Genomic DNA, 19,691 nt, shown 5'->3' with positions numbered 1-19,691 from the left:
ACAGCAAAAATTACAAGAAGAAGACTATTTTTTTGACTTGCGGAGTTGGGAATCCGATAATAAAATTACTATAAAAATAAAAATGCCGGATAATATCAGATGCGGTTCATAGGAAAAAATACCATATAATACAAGATCGGTTTCATATAAATGTGTTGCATAATACGGAGGCATATTAACAGACTGCGTTGCATGGTACAGAATATATATTAGCGGACTGCGTTGCAAAACAGTAAATGTATAAATAGAAAAATACAGGAATTTACAGGAAAGGATATAATTGCAGAATGAATCAGAAATTAACTATCAGGGAATGGCTGCCGCTCATCGGAATGACGGTAGCGGCATTTATATTTAATACATCGGAATTCATGCCAATCGGACTTCTGACCGATATCGCAGATGATTTTCGGATCACGGAGGCAAAAGCGGGGATGCTGATTTCAGCATATTCGTGGGCGGTTATGCTGCTATCACTGCCACTCATGCTGCTTGCATCAAGGATCAGCTTCCGAAAACTGTTGCTGGGAACGATTGCATTATTTGGAATCGGTCAGATATTATCAGCGGTTGCAACCGGATATGCGATGCTGATGGCGGCAAGGATCATAGTTGCCTGTGCACATGCGGTCTTCTGGTCGATCGCATCACCGGCAGCAGTTAAGATCGTGCCGGAGAAGTTCCGGTCGTTTGCGATGAGTATGGTAGTAACCGGTACATCCATTGCGATGATATTTGGGCTTCCGCTTGGAAGGATTGTTGGTTTATATGTAGGATGGAGAATGACATTTTTCTGTGTTGCGGTTGTTGCATTTCTTGTTCTTATCTATATGGCATTTGTATTTCCGAAGGTTGAAGGCGGTACATCCTTTAAAATGAAAGAACTGCCGGTGATATTGAAGAACCCGGTTATGCTTGGGATCATATTAATGTCGTTCTTAGTTGCGGGTGCATACTATACAGGCTACAGCTATATTGAGCCGTTTTTGAAGCAGGTTGCAATGTTTAAGGATAATCTTGTTACTATAACTTTAATGTTGTTTGGAGCGGCCGGAATTCTTGGAAGTTTTCTGTTCTCCTGTGTATATGACAAACACAGATATCATTTTATCCGTGCATCGATCACACTGATTGCTGTTGTCATGCTTTGCCTGAAACCGGCATCGAAATTTACGTGGACAATGATATTGATCTGTATGCTGTGGGGTATGGCTGTAACGGCATTTAACGTTACTTTCCAGTCAGAGACAATCAAAGCGGTTCCGGAGGAAGCCTCCGCTGTTGCCATGTCGATGTTCTCAGGAATCTATAATCTGGGAATTGGATGTGGCACCTGGATCGGAGGACTGGTATGTACACATGCATCGATGGGGTATATCGGATTTGCAGGGGGGATCATGGCAGTTATAGCAATCCTGTATTGCAGCTTTATACTGATCCCACAGATGAAGAGAAAGTAGATAAATACTTGTATAGAATGCGAAACTATAAACTGTGATGATCAGTTGGAAAAGGCATGGTTAATAATCTCTAAAAAAAATATAAATTTATCGTTGACATGAGTAATCCCCGGTGCTATACTCATGGACATAGCAAAGGCGCTACGAAATATTCGTAGTGCCTTTTTCTTTTATCGGGAGGCATAAGTTCCCCGGTACAGGACAAAGAAAAACCTGATATCCGGCTATACGCGCGGACCGGATGAGGGGAAAAATGAAGTAAAATGCGATGCAATGGGGCGTCTGTTAAGGATAAGTCTCCATGTATCGCATTTTTGAGTTTTAGGAGGTAAGAACTATGACAAGTGAAATTTTAGATGCAATTTCTGGTGAAGTGTACGGTGTCTGGTTCCTGATCGGAGCGGCATTGGTATTCTGGATGCAGGCAGGATTTGCGATGGTAGAGACAGGATTTACCAGAGCAAAGAATGCCGGAAACATTCTGATGAAAAACCTGATGGACTTCTGTATTGGTACAGTTGTATTTATCCTTCTTGGTTTTGGACTCTTACTTGGTGAAGACATGGTTGGTTTGATCGGTAAACCGGGATTTGACATATTTACTGATTATGCAAATTTTGACTGGTCCAACTTCGTATTTAACTTAGTGTTCTGTGCAACAACAGCGACAATCGTATCCGGTGCGATGGCAGAACGTACAAAATTCATTTCTTATTGTGTATATTCAGCAATTATCTCAGCAGTTATTTATCCGATTGAGGCACACTGGACATGGGGCGGCGGCTGGTTGGCTCAGATGGGCTTCCATGATTTTGCCGGTTCTAACTGTATTCATATGGTTGGTGGTATCTGTGCATTGATCGGTGCAGCAATCCTTGGACCTCGTATCGGTAAGTTTGTAAAGGGCAAGGATGGTAAGGTTGAAAAAGTAAATGCATTCCCTGGACATAACCTTCCGATCGGTTGTCTCGGTGTATTTATCCTCTGGATTGGCTGGTATGGATTCAATGGTGCAGCAGCAACAACCGTTTCAGAACTTGGTTCAATATTTGTAACAACAACAATTGCTCCTGCTGTTGCAACAGTTGTAGCAATGATCATTACCTGGGTAAAATATGGTAAGCCTGATGTTTCAATGTGTCTGAATGCATCTCTTGCAGGTCTGGTAGCAATTACAGCTCCTTGTGATGTCTGTGATGCTTTCGGTGCTATCGTGATCGGTGCTGTTGCCGGTGTATTGGTTGTATTCGGTGTATGGCTCTTAGATTACAAATTACATATTGATGATCCTGTAGGTGCTGTTGCAGTTCACTGCTTAAATGGTATCTGGGGAACAATCGCAGTTGGTCTTTTCGCTACAGATACAGCTCCTGCATTTGCAAGAGGTATCGGTGATGGCGTAACATATGGTGCAAACCAGATTGCAGCCAAAGGTTTATTCTATGGCGGTGGTTTCAAGCAGCTCGGTATTCAGTTCGTAGGTATGGGCGCGACCATCCTCTGGACAGCAGTTACGATTACAATTGCATTCCTTCTTATTAAGAGGATCTTCGGCCTTCGTGTATCAGAGGAAGAGGAAATTGTTGGTCTGGATTCATGCGAGCATGGTCTTCCATCTGCATATGCTGGCTTCAGTATCGTTGATGTATCAAATACAATGACAATGGATGTAAATGAAAATACAGATCTTGGTGTAGCTGATTATGATAAGGCTTCTGACACATTAAAGAATGCAGCAGTCAAGGTTGCGGAAGCTCCTGTTACAGCATCTCCAAGCGGTATCTACAAGGTAGTTATCATTGCAAAGCTTGCACGGTTTGAGATCTTAAAGAAAGCTTTAAATGACCTCGGTGTTACAGGTATGACAATGAATCAGGTTATGGGCTGTGGTATCCAGAAGGGTGCCGGCGAGATGTACCGTGGTGTTGAATTAGATGCAACCCTTCTTCCAAAGGTTAAAGTAGAAGTCGTAGTCAGCAAGATTCCTGTCAGTGCAGTTATTGAAGCTGCTAAGAAGGCTCTGTATACCGGACATATCGGTGATGGTAAGATCTTCGTATACAGTGTTGATAAGGTTGTTAAGGTTCGTACCGGTGAGGAAGACTTTGCAGCTTTACAGGATGTAGAGTAAATTACAAATAACCTATAATTATATAGAAGAAAGAGCCAGACCGGTGAGTGCCGGTCTGGCTTTTTCTTTTAAGTGTAGAAATAGAAATCAGATAGTTCACAAAATCTTCACATAAAATTAGCACTCACCTCTTGACAGTGCTAATAAATGGTGCTATAACATAGCTAAAGATAAGGAAAGGGATTAAGAAAGAAGATAAAAGAAAAAATCCCGGAACTTATAACATACAAATTCGACACCTCAGGTTTCTCTGACAGTGCTAAACATACAAAAGTCTAAGTGCCTCAAGGTTCCATAAGAGCTGAGATTTCCGACACTGGTTTGAAATTGAAAGGAGTAATGACTTATGTTAAGACCTAGTATTTTTGGAGAAAGTTTATTTGATGATTGGATGGATGATTTCCCATTCGGTAAAGATTTTGAAAAGGAAATGTTTCCGGAGAAAAGCCCGTTGTATGGCAAACATGCTAAGAACATGATGAAGACGGATGTCCGTGAAACAGATGACAGCTATGAAGTAGACATTGATCTTCCCGGATTTAAGAAGGATGAAGTAAATGTCAAACTGGAAGATGGCTACATCACCATTTCCGCTGCAAAAGGTCTGGATAAGGATGAGAAAGATAAGAAGACCGGTAAGTATATCAGACGTGAACGTTATGCCGGCAGCATGAGCAGAAGTTTCTATGTTGGTGACGGTATCAGTCAGAAGGATATACATGCAAAATATGAAAGTGGTATTCTTCGTCTGACCCTTCCAAAGAAAGCACCGGAAGCAATCGAAAAGGAGAACTTCATTGCCATCGAATAAAATGTGTTGATATCGAGCCGTGCGAATAAAAAACATGACCCCTTATGTATATGTATACAGATATAAGAAAGGGAGTGTAGATCATGGATAAGAATCCAAAGCATCCATTGAAGAAAAAGAAAGCAGTTCAGAAGGTATGTGCAACAGCTAATCATAATGCACAGGAGGTTGAAGCTGCAGCACCAAAGTCAAAGAAACATACTTATTAGAGTGAATAAATCAACAAATAAAGAAAAGGTTCCCCGCATTTGCCTGTAGCCCGAAGAACTACAGGAGACAAGTGCGGGGGATTTTTTTGCTTTATAGGAAGCAGAAGCATCATCGGAAGCGGTTTTATCGAAGGGCTTTGGTGACAAAATCGAAAAAATATATATGGAGGAGTGCAAAAAGCCACAGTTCTGTGATACTCTATAAACGGAGGTGGTTTTATGCAGGAACAAAAAGGAGCAAAAATAGGAGCATTTGTTTTCTTTTGCTTTGGTGTGATGATGCTTGCCCTCGGAGTCTGGGGCATAACAAACCTGTATGATCAGGGAGGAATCTTAACATGGGGGATCGTACTTGGATTCGGATTGATATTTGCATTGACAGGAATTGTATTGTTTATTAATTCGATGGAAAGTGTATCCAATCGGGTCAAACAATTACTGGGTTGCATTCTGGGAACTTTGGTATTCATGAGTTTTGGCTTTGTAGGTCTTTTGGCAAAAGGGTTAGGCATTATGAGACTTTTCCTTTTGTTTTTCGGTGGTATAGGAGTGCTGCTTCTGATACAGGGAATTCGTAACTTTATAAAAGGAGAGAGCGATGATGTCGTTCAGACTTCCGGATATAACAGTCAATATGGCGAATATAATAGTCAGTCCGGATACAACAGTCAGTCCGGATATAACGGCCCATATGGTGTGTATGGCAGCCAACCCGCAGACATAATAATAGAAAATAGCGAGAAAACATCACCATGGGCTACAGATACCAGACAGGATTCACAATGGCAGCAGGGAACTCCGGGCACACCATTTTCAGGAGATGCTGGAAACAAGATCTATACCAGTCAGGTAAATGATGATGCTGCAGGATATGGAAGTGGACTATCACCGGAATTTGACCAGATGATGAACGGCATGGGTATGGATTCTGCACAGCGGGAGAAGGCAAGAAAGGTTGGTTCTGTAGTTCAAAAAGGTGCAAATATTTATGCCGGAGTCATATGTATTGTGGTCGGAGGTTGTTTTATATTGGCAAACAGCATTATCGTGCTTAGTTTTATTGTCATGCTTATTCAGACAGCAAGCCTTATGGCTGTTATGAGTTCATTGTTCTCAACTGTAATGTCGGCGGCATTGTTGATCGTAGGTGTATTCATGATTGTTCGTGGTGTGAAGATCCTCCGGGGAAAATAAATAAGTGATACTTATCTGAAAGACATACAAAATCACTTGCATAAGTGAAGCAACAGAGCAGACCGGTAGAAACAGTGTGTGATTTACATACAGGCAGGAGGACAAAAGGTGAATCAGATGGAGTTAACGATTTTGGATTTTATACAGGAACATATGAGAAATGCATTTCTTGATGTAGGGATGCCATTTGTATCAACACTTGGAAATGCAGGGATTATCTGGATTGCACTTACGGTCGTGCTGTTGATCAGTAAGAAGCACAGAAAAACAGGGATTCTGATGGCACTTGCACTGGTATTTGATGTTATACTTTGTAATGGAATATTGAAGAATGCGGTAGCAAGGACAAGACCCTTTGATGTAAATACAGGGATTTCCCTGTTAGTGAAGAAGCCGACAGATTATTCATTCCCATCCGGTCATACGGCAGCTTCCTTTGCAGCAGTAACTGTATTGTTTTTTGCAAAAGAGAAATACCGGTATCCGGCATTGGTGCTCGCGGTGCTGATCGCATTTTCCAGACTATACCTGTATGTGCATTACCCGACCGATATCTTAGGTGGCATTTTGGTTGGAATTCTGTGTGGCGTAATAGCATATCTGATTACAAAAAAGAAACTGAAATTTGGTTCAATAAACGGATAGAGAGAAAATTAGGGACAGGCTATCGCCTGAATAAAGAATTAACAAAATTTAACATTTATTTTCGTTTTCTTTCCATAAGAATGTAGTAGAATGGTGTAAAAGTTTTAAGAACACAGACCAGAGAGGAAATCTTATGGATGATACAAATGCAAATCAGATCAATCCCTCGATCCGGGGACTGACAGAAAACGAAGTAAAGAAACGAATCGAAAAAGGGCTGACGAATCAGACCGATATATCGACGGATAAAACGACGAAAGAGATCATTCTGTCGAATACACTTACATACTTTAACTTAATATTTCTTATTATCACAGTATTATTGATCCTTGTTGGTTCTTTTCGGAACCTGACCTTTCTGCCGATCATCATAGGTAATACATTGATCGGTATCATACAGGAGCTGCGTGCGAAGAAGACACTGGAAAAAATGAATTTTTTAAATGCACCTCATGCAGATGTAGTCAGAGATGGGGTTTTACAGCAGATCCGTTCGGAAGAACTGGTAAAGGATGATGTCATTTTACTGACAGCCGGAAAGCAGATCTGTGCAGATGCGGTTGTTATCGATGGCGGCATTCAGGTAAATGAATCCCTCCTTACCGGTGAAGCGGACGAGGTAGAAAAGACGAGCGGCAGTTCCCTTTTGTCCGGCAGCTTTGTGGTGTCTGGTGAATGCTATGCCAGACTCGAAAAGGTTGGAAATGAATCTTATATCTCAAAACTCAGCATGGAAGCAAAGACCATGGGAAGCGGTGAACAGTCCGAGATGATCCGGTCGATCAATCTGATTGTAAAATGGGTTGGTATCATCATTATTCCGATCGGGCTCATCCTGTTCTGGCAGAGTCATTTCGTAAATGATGACTCGATCCGGAAGAGTGTAACCTCAACGGTTGCAGCTATCCTTGGTATGATCCCGGAGGCTTATATCTTCTTACTACGATTGCACTGGCACTCAGTACGATGAATCTGGCAAAACGAAAAGTCCTGCTGCATGATATGAAAAGTATCGAGACACTGGCACGTGTCGATGTGTATGTGTGGATAAGACCGGAACGATCACAGAGCCTGTTATGAGTGTCAAGGATATGTTCTTAAGTAAGGATAGCCGGAATCCGTTAAAGACGACGGACGAATTAAAAGGGCTGCTGATTGATTATACAGCAGCGTCACAGGATAATAACGCTACGATGGAGGCATTGAAGAAATATGCCGATGAGGCAGACGGTAGTGTCGGAAAACACAGAGTACCGCTTGACCGTCTGGCATTTTCATCCAGTTTGAAATACGGCAGTATTACATTTTCGGATGGCATCTATCTGCTTGGTGCACCGGAATTCATCATGCGGGATGATTATGCGTCAATCGAGAAAGAGATCCTTCCTTATGCCGAAAAGGGAGATCGTGTGCTGTTATTTGGAAGATATGAAGGAAGCAGTATTGCAAATGGATTATCTGACAGAGTAACACCGCTTGGCTTTGTGGCACTGGCAAATCCGATTCGTGAAAATGCGGTAAAGACTTTTGCATACTTTAAGAGTCAGGATGTAGCGATCAAGGTTATATCCGGTGATAATCCAAAGACGGTATCACAGATCGCAGTTCAGGCGGGTATTGACAACGCAGAAAGTTATGTGGATGCGACGACACTTGATACGGATACGAAGATTAAGAAAGCCGTACGGGAATATACGGTATTTGGTCGTGTGACGCCGAAGCAGAAGCAAAAGCTTGTGCAGGCACTTAAAAAGCAGGGGCATACCGTGGCGATGACAGGTGATGGTGTCAATGATATCCTTGCAATGAAGGATGCGGACTGCAGCGTGGCGATGGCATCCGGTAGTGAAGCTGCAACACAGGCAGCACAGGTCGTTCTGCTGGATTCCGATTTTGCACATATGCCGGATGTGGTATACGAAGGACGACGGGTTGTAAATAATGTACAGCGTTCCGCCAGCCTGTTCCTTGTTAAGAATATATTCTCACTGTTGATGTCGCTGTTCTCGGTTATCTTTATGATCACCTATCCGCTGGAACCGGCGCAGATCTCATTGGTCAGTATGTTTACGATCGGTGCTCCCGGATTTCTGCTTGCACTTGAACCGAACAGAGACCGGATCAAAGGACATTTCCTTACAAATGTCATGTTCAAAGCATTTCCGGGTGGCCTTACTGACGTAATTGCGGTTGGCGCGTTAGTGATTTGCGGTGAGGTATTTGCCCTGCCGGAAGAAAGCATCGGTACGATCGCAACAATGGTGCTTTGCGTTGTTGGCTTTATGATCCTGTTTAAGATCAGTGAGCCGTTAAACAAGATGAAATATGGTGTGATCGGACTGAACATCATTGGATTTATATTCTCAGGATTTTTCCTGAAGAAGTTATTTGCATTGACCGATCTGTCAAATATCTGCGTACTGCTTATGGTGGTATTCGGATTCGCGGCAGAATCCCTGTTCCGCTACCTCACCCTGTTGGTGGAGAAGCTGCAGGAATACTATAAAAAGAAAAAGCCAAAGCTTAAGAAATATCTGGAGCTTAAATAGAGACAGGCAGCCTACAAAGCAGGGCTGCCTGATTTTTTTGAGGTCAGAAAAATCCTTGACTTGTATATAAGATGTGTTTATGAGTATTGACATTATATATTATTTCTTATAAAATTAATGATACAGTACGTATCAAAAAAGGAACACGGTAATGAACAAATCAGAGAAACAAAAAGCAAAAGAAAATGAACGACGACAGCGGATCCTGGATACTGCATTTCGCATCTTTGTAGAAAAGAAGATTGAAGCGGTAAGTATGGGCGAGATCGCAGAGGCGGTCGGTATCGGCAGGGCGACCTTATTCCGGTGTTATTCGAATAAGACAGAACTCGTGATCGCAGTCTGTATGGCACAGTGGAAATCATATCTGGACGAGCTCGATAGAAACAGACCGATTTCATCGGTTCAGGATATTCCGGCGATCGATCGATTCATATTCACGCTGGACAGTTATATTGAAATGTATCTGAATCATAAAGAACTGCTTCAGTACAATGATAACTTTAATCACTACGTCACGCATGAGGGCGTAGACCCGGAACAGTTTGAGAATATTCATACGTCGGTGTATTCGGCTGATACCCGATTGCATATGATGTATGAGAAAGCAAAGGAAGATCATACCCTTCGCACGGATATACCGGAGGATGAATTTATCCGTGTGACCATACATACGATGATGGCAGCATGTACCTACTATGCGGGAGGCTTTATATGGGGCGCAGAGGATAACAGGGATTATATGCCGGAGTTGATACGTTTAAAGGAAATGATCATAAACTATGCGACAGCATCTGTATAACAGGATGCAGGGGTACTAGGGATATAAGGGATACGTGCATGAATGAAAGGGAGGTAAATATGAGTAAATTAAAAACAAAGAGAAAAAGCATTATCTGACAGCCGCCATGCTTGCCATGCTTGCGATTGCGACGCCCATAACGCTTTATGGGTCAATGACAACGTATGCACAGACGGAGGATGCAGCAGAGGTAGAAGTCGATGAGGGAATCGGATATCATTATCAGAAGACCGGAGAGGCATTGGTAGAGCAGGTAGACAGCTATAAAAATATATGGCGTATCTATGCTTCTACAGAAGAAAAAAAGTATATTGCAACGATCACATATGGAGGCGAAGATACAAACTATTCCGGTCAGTTTGGATTATTTTCAGATTATGAAGACGTATTTGCCAAGTACAATATCGTGCAGGTAGAAGTTGGAGAAGGACTGACATATTTTAATGTATATAGTCCACCAGAAAATCTCCAGTATGAATATATCTATCTTCCAAGTACGATGCAGAAATTAACAACAGCACTGGTGCAGCAACAGAAGAAGCTGAAGGAGATCACGATTCCGGCATCTGTTACAGAATTCAATTCAGGTTCGTTCAATCATGGCATGTTCTATATGGATGAGTCACTGGAGAAGATTACATTTGAGGAAGGATGCAAGCTTACTTCATTTGGAAAGAATGTTCAATATTTACTTTACGGTTGTAAGTCTTTAAAAGAATTTACGGTTCCGGCTTCCATTGAAACGATACCGGAGAGGTGCTTTTATAATTCACAGTATCTTGAGACGATCCGGTTCGAAAAAGGCTCAAAGGTTGAAAGCATAGGAAAGGAAGCTTTTTATGCCTGTTACGCTTTGAAAGATGTTGAATTAGCGGAAGGACTTACAACAATCGGAGAATCAGCATTCCGAAATCTGGATCAGATGGAGAAGCTTGTGATTCCTGGCACAGTCACAACGATCGGTATATGTGCATTTTATGACTGTGACGGATTACAGGAGATCGCAATTCCGGATTCCGTGACATCAATTGGAAAAGCAGCATTTGCATATTGCGGTAATGTTACCGATATACAACTTCCTGATCAGTTAGAGATGATTGAAGAGCAGGCTTTCATGGGATGCTCAAAGGTATCATCACTCCGGATTCCGGACAGTGTTAAGACAATTAAAAATGAAGCGTTCCGTTATATATATATAACCGAGTTGCCGTATATGCAGAACGTGACTACCATTGGAACTCGGGCATTTAGCATCAGTAATCTGCGAAGCCTTGAATATCCAAAATGCTTGACGGATTTTACAGCGACTTCATTGGATGGTGGCGGAAATGCAAAAATCAAGTACATAACATTTGAAGACGGATGTGCCTTGAATACCTTGCCGGAAGGCTTATTTTCTACATATAAAGAAAATAATACAAATCTGAAAGAACAACGTGAGATTAAGCTGCCTCTTTCTTTAAAAGAGTTAAATATGAATGTATTTTGTGGTTCATGGAACCGAACGATGGTAGAGATTCCGCACAAAGATAAGGATTCTTTGCAGTTAACTTTAACAGATTATGGAACTACATCGAAAGAGACGATAGGGAAAGGTTTAAAGATGATGTATTATACAGTACATTCATTTGAGGTTTACAGATGCCTGACAGAGACCTTTGGTGTGCCAAGAGATCACATCACTTTCCATGAGGAAAAGGTGGGTTGGAAATTGGCCGGTGTAAAGGATGGCATATATACCTATACGGCAGAATGTAGTACATGTGGAGAAGTCAGCAAGAGCCTGACCTATGATGAAAACGGATTTGCAACGGTGGATGGTTCTTATCAGCCGGCTGAGCAGGTCACGGCAGAGAATTGCAAGGCATTTGGATTAGACGAAAACTACATAGGATACTATGCAGTAAGCAATGCTGGACAGTTATACTGGTTTGCTGATTATGTAAATGGAAACGGAGATGATGCTACGGCACATCTGTCGGAGAATGTCGTTCTTTGCAATGATATCGAGATGAATGATACAAGTGAATGGGATGTATGGACAGATGAAACGACAAATGTGATCAACTGGCCATCTCTCGGATCTTATAATGTAAACTTTACGAAATATAACATTATATATCAGGGAATTTTTGACGGAAATCATAAGACGATCCGGGGCTTGTATCGGAAAAATCCGGGTTATGATAATCAGGGCGGACTGATCGGATATATTGGCAGATCGGGAGCTTTAAAGAATCTGACGATCGAGAAGTCTTATGCAACTGCATGTGCAGTATTTGCAGGATTCAATAATGGATCCGTTACGAACTGTACAGCCGGAAGACTGCGCACAAAATATTGTGGGCATGGCGGTGCTGTTTTTGTATATAAGAATTATGGAATTATGGATGACTGTGTGAATACAGCAGATGTAGAATGGATCGATAAACAGCGTGAAAATTGCTTTGGCATAGTAGATATGAATTATGGCATTGTAAAAAACTGTGTCAATCGTGGAGCAATCAATAATACCGGAGGACGCATTAGCGGAGATGTGGGAGGAATTTGTGATTGGAATAAGGGCAAGATCCTGAACTGTTATAATGAAGCGCCAATTACATCAACCGGTCAGGCAGCCGGTATTGTAAGAGATAACAAGGGATATGTTGCTAACTGCTATAATAAAGGAGCACTTACAGGAACATATGTCGGAGGTATTGCAGCAGGAACCGGTGTGGCAGAAGGCGGTGATGTAATAATCGTAAATCCATCTATTGGGGGGTGGGAAGATACATCCGGCGGATCTTCAGATGATTCGGGAAGCGGTTCTACGGAAGCGGAGGAATTGGTTCCGGTTTCTCTGTCACAGTATGGAATCTATTATTGTTATAATACAGGAGCTGTTACAGCTTCGGACAGTTGCGCCGGAGGTATTGCTGCTTATGCAATATGTAGTAAGGGTACGATCTACGGCTGTTATAATACAGGAGATGTTGAAGGTGGTTCCCATACCGGAGGAATTGTAGGAGGGGTAGAGAATGCTCTGATAAGAGACTGCTATAATTATTCCACGAATATAAAGACAACAAATGTTGCAACCAGCTTCCAGAATAATGAACCGCATGCATTTGCAGCGCCTATTGCAGGTTGTGTTTCATCTTATTTGGGAAATGCAGTGGTATCTGCCTGCTGTTATGTGGGAGATATTGATGTGGAAGCTTACGGATATTCCATGGATTTGAAGGGACATAAGGTGACATTTACTGATAATGAAGCTATGACAGCGGAAGATTTTGAATCCGGTAAGGCTGCCTGGAAACTGCAGAATGGTATCAATGAAGATCTGAAGGCTTCCGGAGGAAAGCAGTTATTTGTATGGAAACAGATAATAAGCGGAGCAGAAATCGAACGATATCCGTATCTTGATTTAACAGAGGAAGAAACAAGCAGAAGCGTTATGCAGATGACCTTCCATTATACGACCGGTGGTAAAGATCTTGCAGGATATGGATATACGAATTACAACCATGCAGTTACCGAGACCCAGGCACCGACTGTAACAGGAAAGAATGATGCGATTCATACATTCGACTGGTATGAAGATAAGGAACATACGACCTTGTATGATTTCACGCATGTATTAACTACAGATAAGGATGTATATGCAGAAGCATATGACCTGTATACTCTGGAATTTAAATTGACGGAAGGTAGTTATGCATCGGCAAGCGTTGATAAGAAGAAAGTGACAGAGCTTATCACCGAGACCGGTGAGACTGTTGTATTTACAGTAACACCGGATACAGGATGCATATTAGAAGGGGTAAGCTTGGATGGAAAGACACTGAAGCCGGATGAGGATGGCAATTATACGATATCCGATATCTCAGCAAATCATACGGTAGAGATCACAACAAAGGAAACAGAAGTTACATTTACCTACAAGGCCGGCGAGCATGGAACAGTAAAATGGGTAGGTGACAAGACCGGTTCCGGTGAATTGACAGAGACGATCAAGGCAGTAAGCGGAACACCAAAGGGAGTTCTTCCGGTGGCAGATCTTGGCTGGCATTTCGTGAAGTGGGTTGACAGCAAGGAGGGTAGTCCGTCCTATTCCATAACCGGACTCTATCCAACTGCGGTAAACGGTGTTTTTGAGGGCGAGACCTACACCGCAATCTTTGAAAAGAATATAGAGACTTATGCGATCTCCGGAACTGTTCGCGATCCCGAAGGCAATCCTGTACCGGGTGTAACAGTTAAATTAAAAGGAAACGGTGATACAAAAAAGACGACATCAGCAGAAGATGGCTCTTATCGGTTTGAGAAATTAGAAGAGGCAGAATATCAGTTAGCAGCCATAAAGTATTATGAGAATAACTGGAAGGCAGAGAGTGAAACCGCTGGTGTCAGATTAGAGGGATCGGATGTAACCGGTCGGGATCTTAAGCTTTCGATGAACAGAGCGACAAATACGAAACCTGACGGATGCATCGAGTATTACAGAGTTACACTTACAGAGAATGCGCAGGACTATCTGGAAGAAACAGGTGGCGACGTAGTTGAAGATTCAGACTATACATTATCGGCAAGAGATAGATACAGCAATGCCCATGCGGTTGTCTATGTATACGAAGCGGTGAGGGGATTTGATGGTAACTATTATAAACTGTCTGATGAAGTGGCAGAGGCACTTAAGACAGATGGCAGATGCTATACTATTAAGAACATTGGAAAAGACTACATCATAGATGTGAAAGCAGAAGATGTGATCCCGAACCGATATGAGGTTACGATTCCATCCGGTGGGGATGATTATACGATCCTTCCGGAGAAAGGGGGAGAAACAATCAGTTATGGCGAGGATTATTCCTTTACAGTTAAGGCTGCAGCCGGTCGATGTGTTCTTGTATCTGCAAATGGCACAAGGATAGAATTTGCAGATGGAAAGTATACGATCAAAAATGTGACAAAACCACAGAAGATCATAGTAGAATTTGCGGATCAACATACCTGTGGAGAATGGAAGGTTGTTACACCTGCTACCTATGATACGGCAGGAGAAGAAACAAGAACCTGTTCTGTATGTGGAGCGGTTGAGAGAAGAGAGCTGGCACAGCTTATCTGCAAGCATGTATCGAAGCGTCTGGTAACAGATAAGAAAGCAACCTGTACGGCGGCAGGAAGTGGACATTATGTTTGTGATACCTGTGGAAAGACAGTGCAGACAAATGTCAGTATAGCAGCAAAGGGTCATACCTGGACTGCATGGACAGTGACAGTGAAGCCGACTACCTCAAATGCAGGGGAAGAAAGCAGAACCTGCTCTGTATGTAAGAAGGTTGAGAAACATCAGGTCAGCAAGTTAAGCCAGAAAAAATATACGATTACTTATAAGTTAAATAAGGGTAAGAATAACAAGAAGAATCCGAAGACCTATACATCAGCGAAGAAGGTTGTATTAAAGAAACCGACCCGGAAGGGATATGCATTCAAGGGATGGTATACAAATAGTAATTATACGAAGAAGATAACCTCGATCAAGAAAGGCTCAAAGAAGAATTATACCGTATATGCGAAGTGGTCGAAGATAAAGGTGAAGAAGACAACCGGACTTAAGGTTACGAATACGAATGGCAGGAATCTGGTTGTGAAGTATTCAAAGGTATCCGGAGCAAAGGGATATCAGATCACATACGCGACCAATTCTAAGTTCACCAAGGGCAAGAAGGTTGTCAATACAACGAAGAGAACGAAGACCATAAAGAAGCTGAAAAAAGGAAAGACCTATTATGTACGGGTCCGTGCATATAAGAAGGATTCTACAGGCAGGAAAGTATATGGTAAATACAGTAAAGTAAAGAAAGTCAAGATAACAAAATAAGATTAAGACAAAGGAGCATGATTAAGAATGCAATCAGGGGCAGGATAAAAAGTTTGCTTTTTATCCTGCCCCTGAATCTGATTATTTATTCTATTTATCAGCATCGATTACTGATTGGATCTGTTTCATAAGAGTGTCATAGTTATTCTGGTCATCGATACCGCCGAGCATAGGATCTCCGACGATATTACCATTCCTATCGACAAGTATGGTTGTAGGAAATGCCATGATGTCGGAGGCATATTTACCTATGTTTGAATCAGAGTCAATGGAAATATTGCGGTATTTGGCACCCTGACTGTCAAGAATGGCTGCGGCCTCCTTGATAGCATCTTCGTTTCCGTCAAAGGTCTCTGTGTTGATACCTACTACCTCGCCTCCCATCGATTTGATGGCATCGTTTAATTCATTAAGCTTGGATAATTCTGCGACACAAGGTTTGCAGCCGGTAAACCAGAAATTAACGACCGTTACCGCATTATTGGAAAACAGGCTTTCGTCAACAGAATTACCATCGAAATCCTTACCGGAGAAACTCTTGAAAGGTGTGATTTCTTCGGAACTGTCGTTCTGGTCGGCGCTTTCTGATCCTGTATTATTATTTTCGATTTCGGATATCTGCTTTTCAATCTGTCTGATGGTTTCAATATCATCGTTAAGTGTTTTCAGTTCATCATCTGTAAAGGATTCCTTGTTTGATTCCACGGCGCCGGCCAGATAATCGGCATAATCTCCGCTTGGATCAGCGCTGCTTTTATTCATCATGCCAAATACCTTGTTCCATACATCCGCATGATCTGCAAAAATCTGGTTCTCCTGCTGATATAAATCATCCAGCTTCGTGTTGGAATTGTCCGCAGCTTCAGTGGTGGCTTCTGTCTGGGTTTTTTGTGAACTCTCAGTTGTGGCAGATCCTGATCCGCTACATGCCGTGAGAGATAATGCTGCACAGAGAGTGATAATAGGTATTAATGTTTTTTTTGTCTTCATAGATAATTGCTCCTTTAAATAATAATTTAGATAATATTAGTGTGGCTGATTGTTACACATTGGTTTTGGAAGATTGCTTATGTCCCTTTTGGGAACATGGTCTCCCCATAAACTGATAGCAGATCGCGTCTTTTGGACAGGCCTTTATACATGCTCCGCATCGTATGCATTCCGGATGATTTGGTGTTTTGCATACATCTACATCCATTTTGCATGCCTTTGAACACTTACCGCATCCGACACATTTGCTGCTTTCAACCTTGATATTCATAAGGCTGACCTTGTTAAATAATGAATAGATTGCTCCAAGAGGACAAATCCATTTGCAGAAAGGCCTGTAGAACAAAATACTCAGTATAATAACCGTAATTAAAATAAGGCACTTAAAAGAAAACAGTTTTCCAAGTGCAGAGCGTATAGCTGCATTTCCAAGTGAAAGTGGTATAGCCCCCTCCAGAACACCCTGCGGACAAATATACTTACAGAAGAACGGGTCTCCCATTCCTATGGAGTTCGTTACAAGCATCGGCAGAAGTATAACGAAAACAATCAGGATGATATATTTCAGGTATCTTAACGGTTTCAGCCTGGCTGTGGAAAACTTTTTTCCAGGAATTTTGTGAAGCAGATCCTGAAACCATCCAAATGGACACAAAAATCCACATATAAATCTTCCGAGAATCACACCGAGTAAAATGAAAAAACCGGTTATGTAGTAAGAAAATTTAAATTTGAATGAGCCGACAACTGCTTGGAATGCCCCGATCGGACACGCTCCGGTTGCAGCGGGACAGGAGTAACAGTTTAATCCCGGTACGCATACTGTTTTAGCTTTGCCCTGATAGATCTTGCCTTTAAATAAATTGGGGATGTGAATATTAGTAAGCAGCGTGGCAGCTGCCTGTATCCATCCGCGTATTCTGGCTGTTTTTTTTGATATTGATTTGTTCTTATCCAATTCCTACACACTCCAGACATAATTTTATTGCTTTGCTGAGCACGGCAGCCGCTTCACCTCTGACTACACCATAGCTGATCATTGCTATACCTGTGATGAGTAAAACGATCTGAGATATTTTCCTGTACTTCAAGATATTGCAGCTCCTTTCTTGATTGTGTTTGTTGACCAACTGACCTGGGTATTATACAATAGCTGTTGTAAAATTTTTGTTAAGAAACAGGTGAAAGATTTTTGAGATTATTAATAGTTGAAGATGAGAAACAAATATGTGATATGGTTGCGAAAAGCCTGTATGGTGTTGGGTATGAAGTGGATACCTGTTATGATGGGGAAGAGGCTCTTGAATGTATCCTTACGGAGGATTATGATCTGATCGTTTTGGATCTGAATCTGCCCGGTATGGATGGAATGGAAATCTTAAGAGAACTCAGACGGGAAAATGAGGAGACAAAGGTTATTATATTATCTGCAAGAGGACAGATCGCGGATAAGGTTGAGGGACTGGATGCAGGTGCAAATGATTATATGGAAAAACCATTTCATATAAAGGAACTTGAAGCACGTATCAGAAGTCTGACAAGAAGAAAATTTGTGCAGAAGGATGTATGTCTGGAAAGCGGCGGGATAAGCTTTGATACGATAAAACGTGAGGCATATGCAAAAGGGGAAAAGGTTTCCCTTACAAGAAAAGAAAATGGTATTTTAGAATATCTGCTTCTCAATCTGGGAAGACCGGTAAGTCAGGAAGAATTGATGGAGCATGTCTGGGATGCATCCGTGGACAGCTTTAGTGGAGCAATTAGAGTACATATGTCTTCGCTTAGAAGAAAGCTTAAGGCAGTGCTCGGATATGATCCGATTTTGAACAAGGTGGGAGAAGGGTATAAAATACGAGAGGAGGCCGACAGATGAAAAGAATATCGCTACAGTGGAGACTTACATGTATAATTACATTATATATTGCGCTTATATGTGGATGTCTGACTATGCTTATTTATAAAAATGGTGTGTACTATATTGATTCTCTGCAAGAGACTGTTGATGCCAGGGGAGATGATAACGGAAGCTCTTCGGATGAAATATATATCAGCATTCCGGAGGATAACTGGGATGATTTTGCAAATGATTTTTCCGTTCAGGTGTACAATAACAAGGCAGACTACAAAAAAAACAGCCTGATAATTTCAGCCTTGCTGGCGCTTCTGGGTGGTGTGGCCACGTATTTTATCAGTGGACATGCCCTAAAGCCGATTGGTAAGTTTTCTGATAAGATTGAAGAGGTACAGGCACAAAATCTGGCAGATTCACGAATAGAAGAAAACAATGTTAAAGAACTGAACCAACTGAGTGTTTCGTATAACAAGATGCTTGAACGTCTCTCGGATGCATTTGATATACAGAGACAATTTACCGCAAATGCAGCACATGAGCTTCGAACCCCATTATCTTTAATGCAGATACAGCTTGATTCATATAATTCCAATCCGCATCCGGGCAATGATGCAGATACCGAGCAAACGATAAAGATGGTTACGGAACAGAATGACAGACTTGGTAAAATGGTAAAAACCCTTCTGGATATGAGCGAGCTTCAAACTGTGGGGAGAGACGATGTAATAATGGTCAATGCTCTTGTTGATGAAGTATTGGCGGATCTGGAACCGCTTGCACAGGAAAAAAATATAAAACTTATTGGAAAATGCACGGATATAAGGATGATCGGAAGTGATATCCTTATTTATAGGATGGTATACAATCTTGTTGAGAATGCTATAAAATATAATCATTCTGGGGGACGGGTTACAGTGACCGCATATCAAAAGGAAAAACATATTTACCTGTCAATAGAGGATACTGGAAATGGAATCCCGGAGGAACTCAGGCAGCGTGTGTTTGAACCGTTCTTTCGTGTGGACAAATCCAGAAGCCGGGAACTTGGTGGTGTCGGACTTGGACTTGCGCTTGTTCATGAAATCGTAAGTGCGCATGATGGGACAATTACAGTCCGGTCTAATCCATCCGGAGGTACGATTTTTGATGTGAGTTTTACCCAGTGATCATTCCTGAAATGTG

Annotated in this window: 15 protein-coding genes; 12 read left to right on the top strand and 3 right to left on the bottom strand. The window is 41.9% G+C overall.

What is annotated here, in order from left to right:
- The first annotated feature begins 287 nt into the window (after positions 1 to 287).
- The 10 genes from DXA07_RS03320 to DXA07_RS03285 all read left to right on the top strand — a co-directional run bounded on the left by DXA07_RS03320 (position 288) and on the right by DXA07_RS03285 (position 15,667).
- On the top strand, positions 288 to 1,460 hold the full coding sequence (locus tag DXA07_RS03320) for a sugar transporter (RefSeq protein WP_117822971.1): 1,173 nt from the start codon (positions 288 to 290) through the stop codon (positions 1,458 to 1,460).
- 337 nt (positions 1,461 to 1,797) lie between these two features.
- Positions 1,798 to 3,591: an ammonium transporter gene (locus DXA07_RS03315; RefSeq protein WP_182427447.1), complete on the top strand. Its 1,794-nt coding sequence runs from the start codon at positions 1,798 to 1,800 to the stop codon at positions 3,589 to 3,591.
- 346 nt (positions 3,592 to 3,937) lie between these two features.
- The gene (locus DXA07_RS03310) at positions 3,938 to 4,402 is read left to right on the top strand and encodes an Hsp20/alpha crystallin family protein (protein ID WP_118483399.1); all 465 of its coding nucleotides are present in this window, start codon (positions 3,938 to 3,940) and stop codon (positions 4,400 to 4,402) included.
- Between the two features lie 83 nt (positions 4,403 to 4,485).
- Complete coding sequence (locus DXA07_RS13670) at positions 4,486 to 4,611, top strand: hypothetical protein (RefSeq protein WP_021943566.1); 126 nt, start codon at positions 4,486 to 4,488, stop codon at positions 4,609 to 4,611.
- Between the two features lie 219 nt (positions 4,612 to 4,830).
- Positions 4,831 to 5,805 carry a hypothetical protein gene (locus tag DXA07_RS03305; protein WP_118483397.1) on the top strand — a complete coding sequence of 325 codons (975 nt, stop codon included), beginning with the start codon at positions 4,831 to 4,833 and terminating at the stop codon, positions 5,803 to 5,805.
- A gap of 117 nt (positions 5,806 to 5,922) precedes the next feature.
- Positions 5,923 to 6,450 carry a phosphatase PAP2 family protein gene (locus DXA07_RS03300; RefSeq protein ID WP_118483595.1) on the top strand — a complete coding sequence of 176 codons (528 nt, stop codon included), beginning with the start codon at positions 5,923 to 5,925 and terminating at the stop codon, positions 6,448 to 6,450.
- A gap of 133 nt (positions 6,451 to 6,583) precedes the next feature.
- Entirely contained in the window at positions 6,584 to 7,420 is an 837-nt protein-coding gene (locus tag DXA07_RS13920) for a hypothetical protein (protein WP_348980734.1), read from the top strand.
- 73 nt (positions 7,421 to 7,493) lie between these two features.
- Complete coding sequence (locus DXA07_RS13915) at positions 7,494 to 8,999, top strand: HAD-IC family P-type ATPase (RefSeq protein WP_348980733.1); 1,506 nt, start codon at positions 7,494 to 7,496, stop codon at positions 8,997 to 8,999.
- A gap of 151 nt (positions 9,000 to 9,150) precedes the next feature.
- On the top strand, positions 9,151 to 9,801 hold the full coding sequence (locus DXA07_RS03290) for a TetR/AcrR family transcriptional regulator (protein WP_118483395.1): 651 nt from the start codon (positions 9,151 to 9,153) through the stop codon (positions 9,799 to 9,801).
- 115 nt (positions 9,802 to 9,916) lie between these two features.
- Positions 9,917 to 15,667, top strand: a complete 5,751-nt coding sequence (locus DXA07_RS03285) for a leucine-rich repeat protein (protein WP_182429561.1) — start codon at positions 9,917 to 9,919, stop codon at positions 15,665 to 15,667.
- A gap of 90 nt (positions 15,668 to 15,757) precedes the next feature.
- On the opposite strand, the gene DXA07_RS03280 is transcribed toward DXA07_RS03285, so the two are convergent.
- From DXA07_RS03280 to DXA07_RS03270, 3 genes are read right to left on the bottom strand one after another with little or no spacing between them, the layout of a single operon-like run.
- Positions 15,758 to 16,657 carry a TlpA disulfide reductase family protein gene (locus DXA07_RS03280; protein WP_118483391.1) on the bottom strand — a complete coding sequence of 300 codons (900 nt, stop codon included), beginning with the start codon at positions 16,655 to 16,657 and terminating at the stop codon, positions 15,758 to 15,760.
- A gap of 52 nt (positions 16,658 to 16,709) precedes the next feature.
- Positions 16,710 to 17,615 (bottom strand): 4Fe-4S binding protein, encoded by a 906-nt coding sequence (locus DXA07_RS03275; RefSeq protein WP_118483389.1) that lies wholly within the window; start codon positions 17,613 to 17,615, stop codon positions 16,710 to 16,712.
- Positions 17,608 to 17,751, bottom strand: a complete 144-nt coding sequence (locus DXA07_RS03270; RefSeq protein WP_117785383.1) for a CD1871A family CXXC motif-containing protein — start codon at positions 17,749 to 17,751, stop codon at positions 17,608 to 17,610. The genes DXA07_RS03275 and DXA07_RS03270 overlap by 8 nt, the downstream gene beginning before the upstream one ends.
- Before the next feature lie 98 nt (positions 17,752 to 17,849).
- Here DXA07_RS03270 and DXA07_RS03265 point away from each other — a divergent pair, with 98 nt between their 5' ends.
- Positions 17,850 to 18,530 (top strand): response regulator transcription factor, encoded by a 681-nt coding sequence (locus tag DXA07_RS03265; protein ID WP_117808733.1) that lies wholly within the window; start codon positions 17,850 to 17,852, stop codon positions 18,528 to 18,530.
- On the top strand, positions 18,527 to 19,675 hold the full coding sequence (locus tag DXA07_RS03260; RefSeq protein WP_117822955.1) for a HAMP domain-containing sensor histidine kinase: 1,149 nt from the start codon (positions 18,527 to 18,529) through the stop codon (positions 19,673 to 19,675). Before DXA07_RS03265 ends, DXA07_RS03260 begins: the two co-directional genes overlap by 4 nt.
- Positions 19,676 to 19,691: the final 16 nt, after the last annotated feature.

The sequence above is a fragment of the Clostridium sp. AM54-37XD genome, from assembly GCF_003478225.1.
Classification (GTDB): Bacteria; Bacillota; Clostridia; order Lachnospirales; family Lachnospiraceae; genus Coprococcus; species Coprococcus ammoniilyticus.
This window is presented reverse-complemented; position numbering and strand designations above follow the sequence as displayed.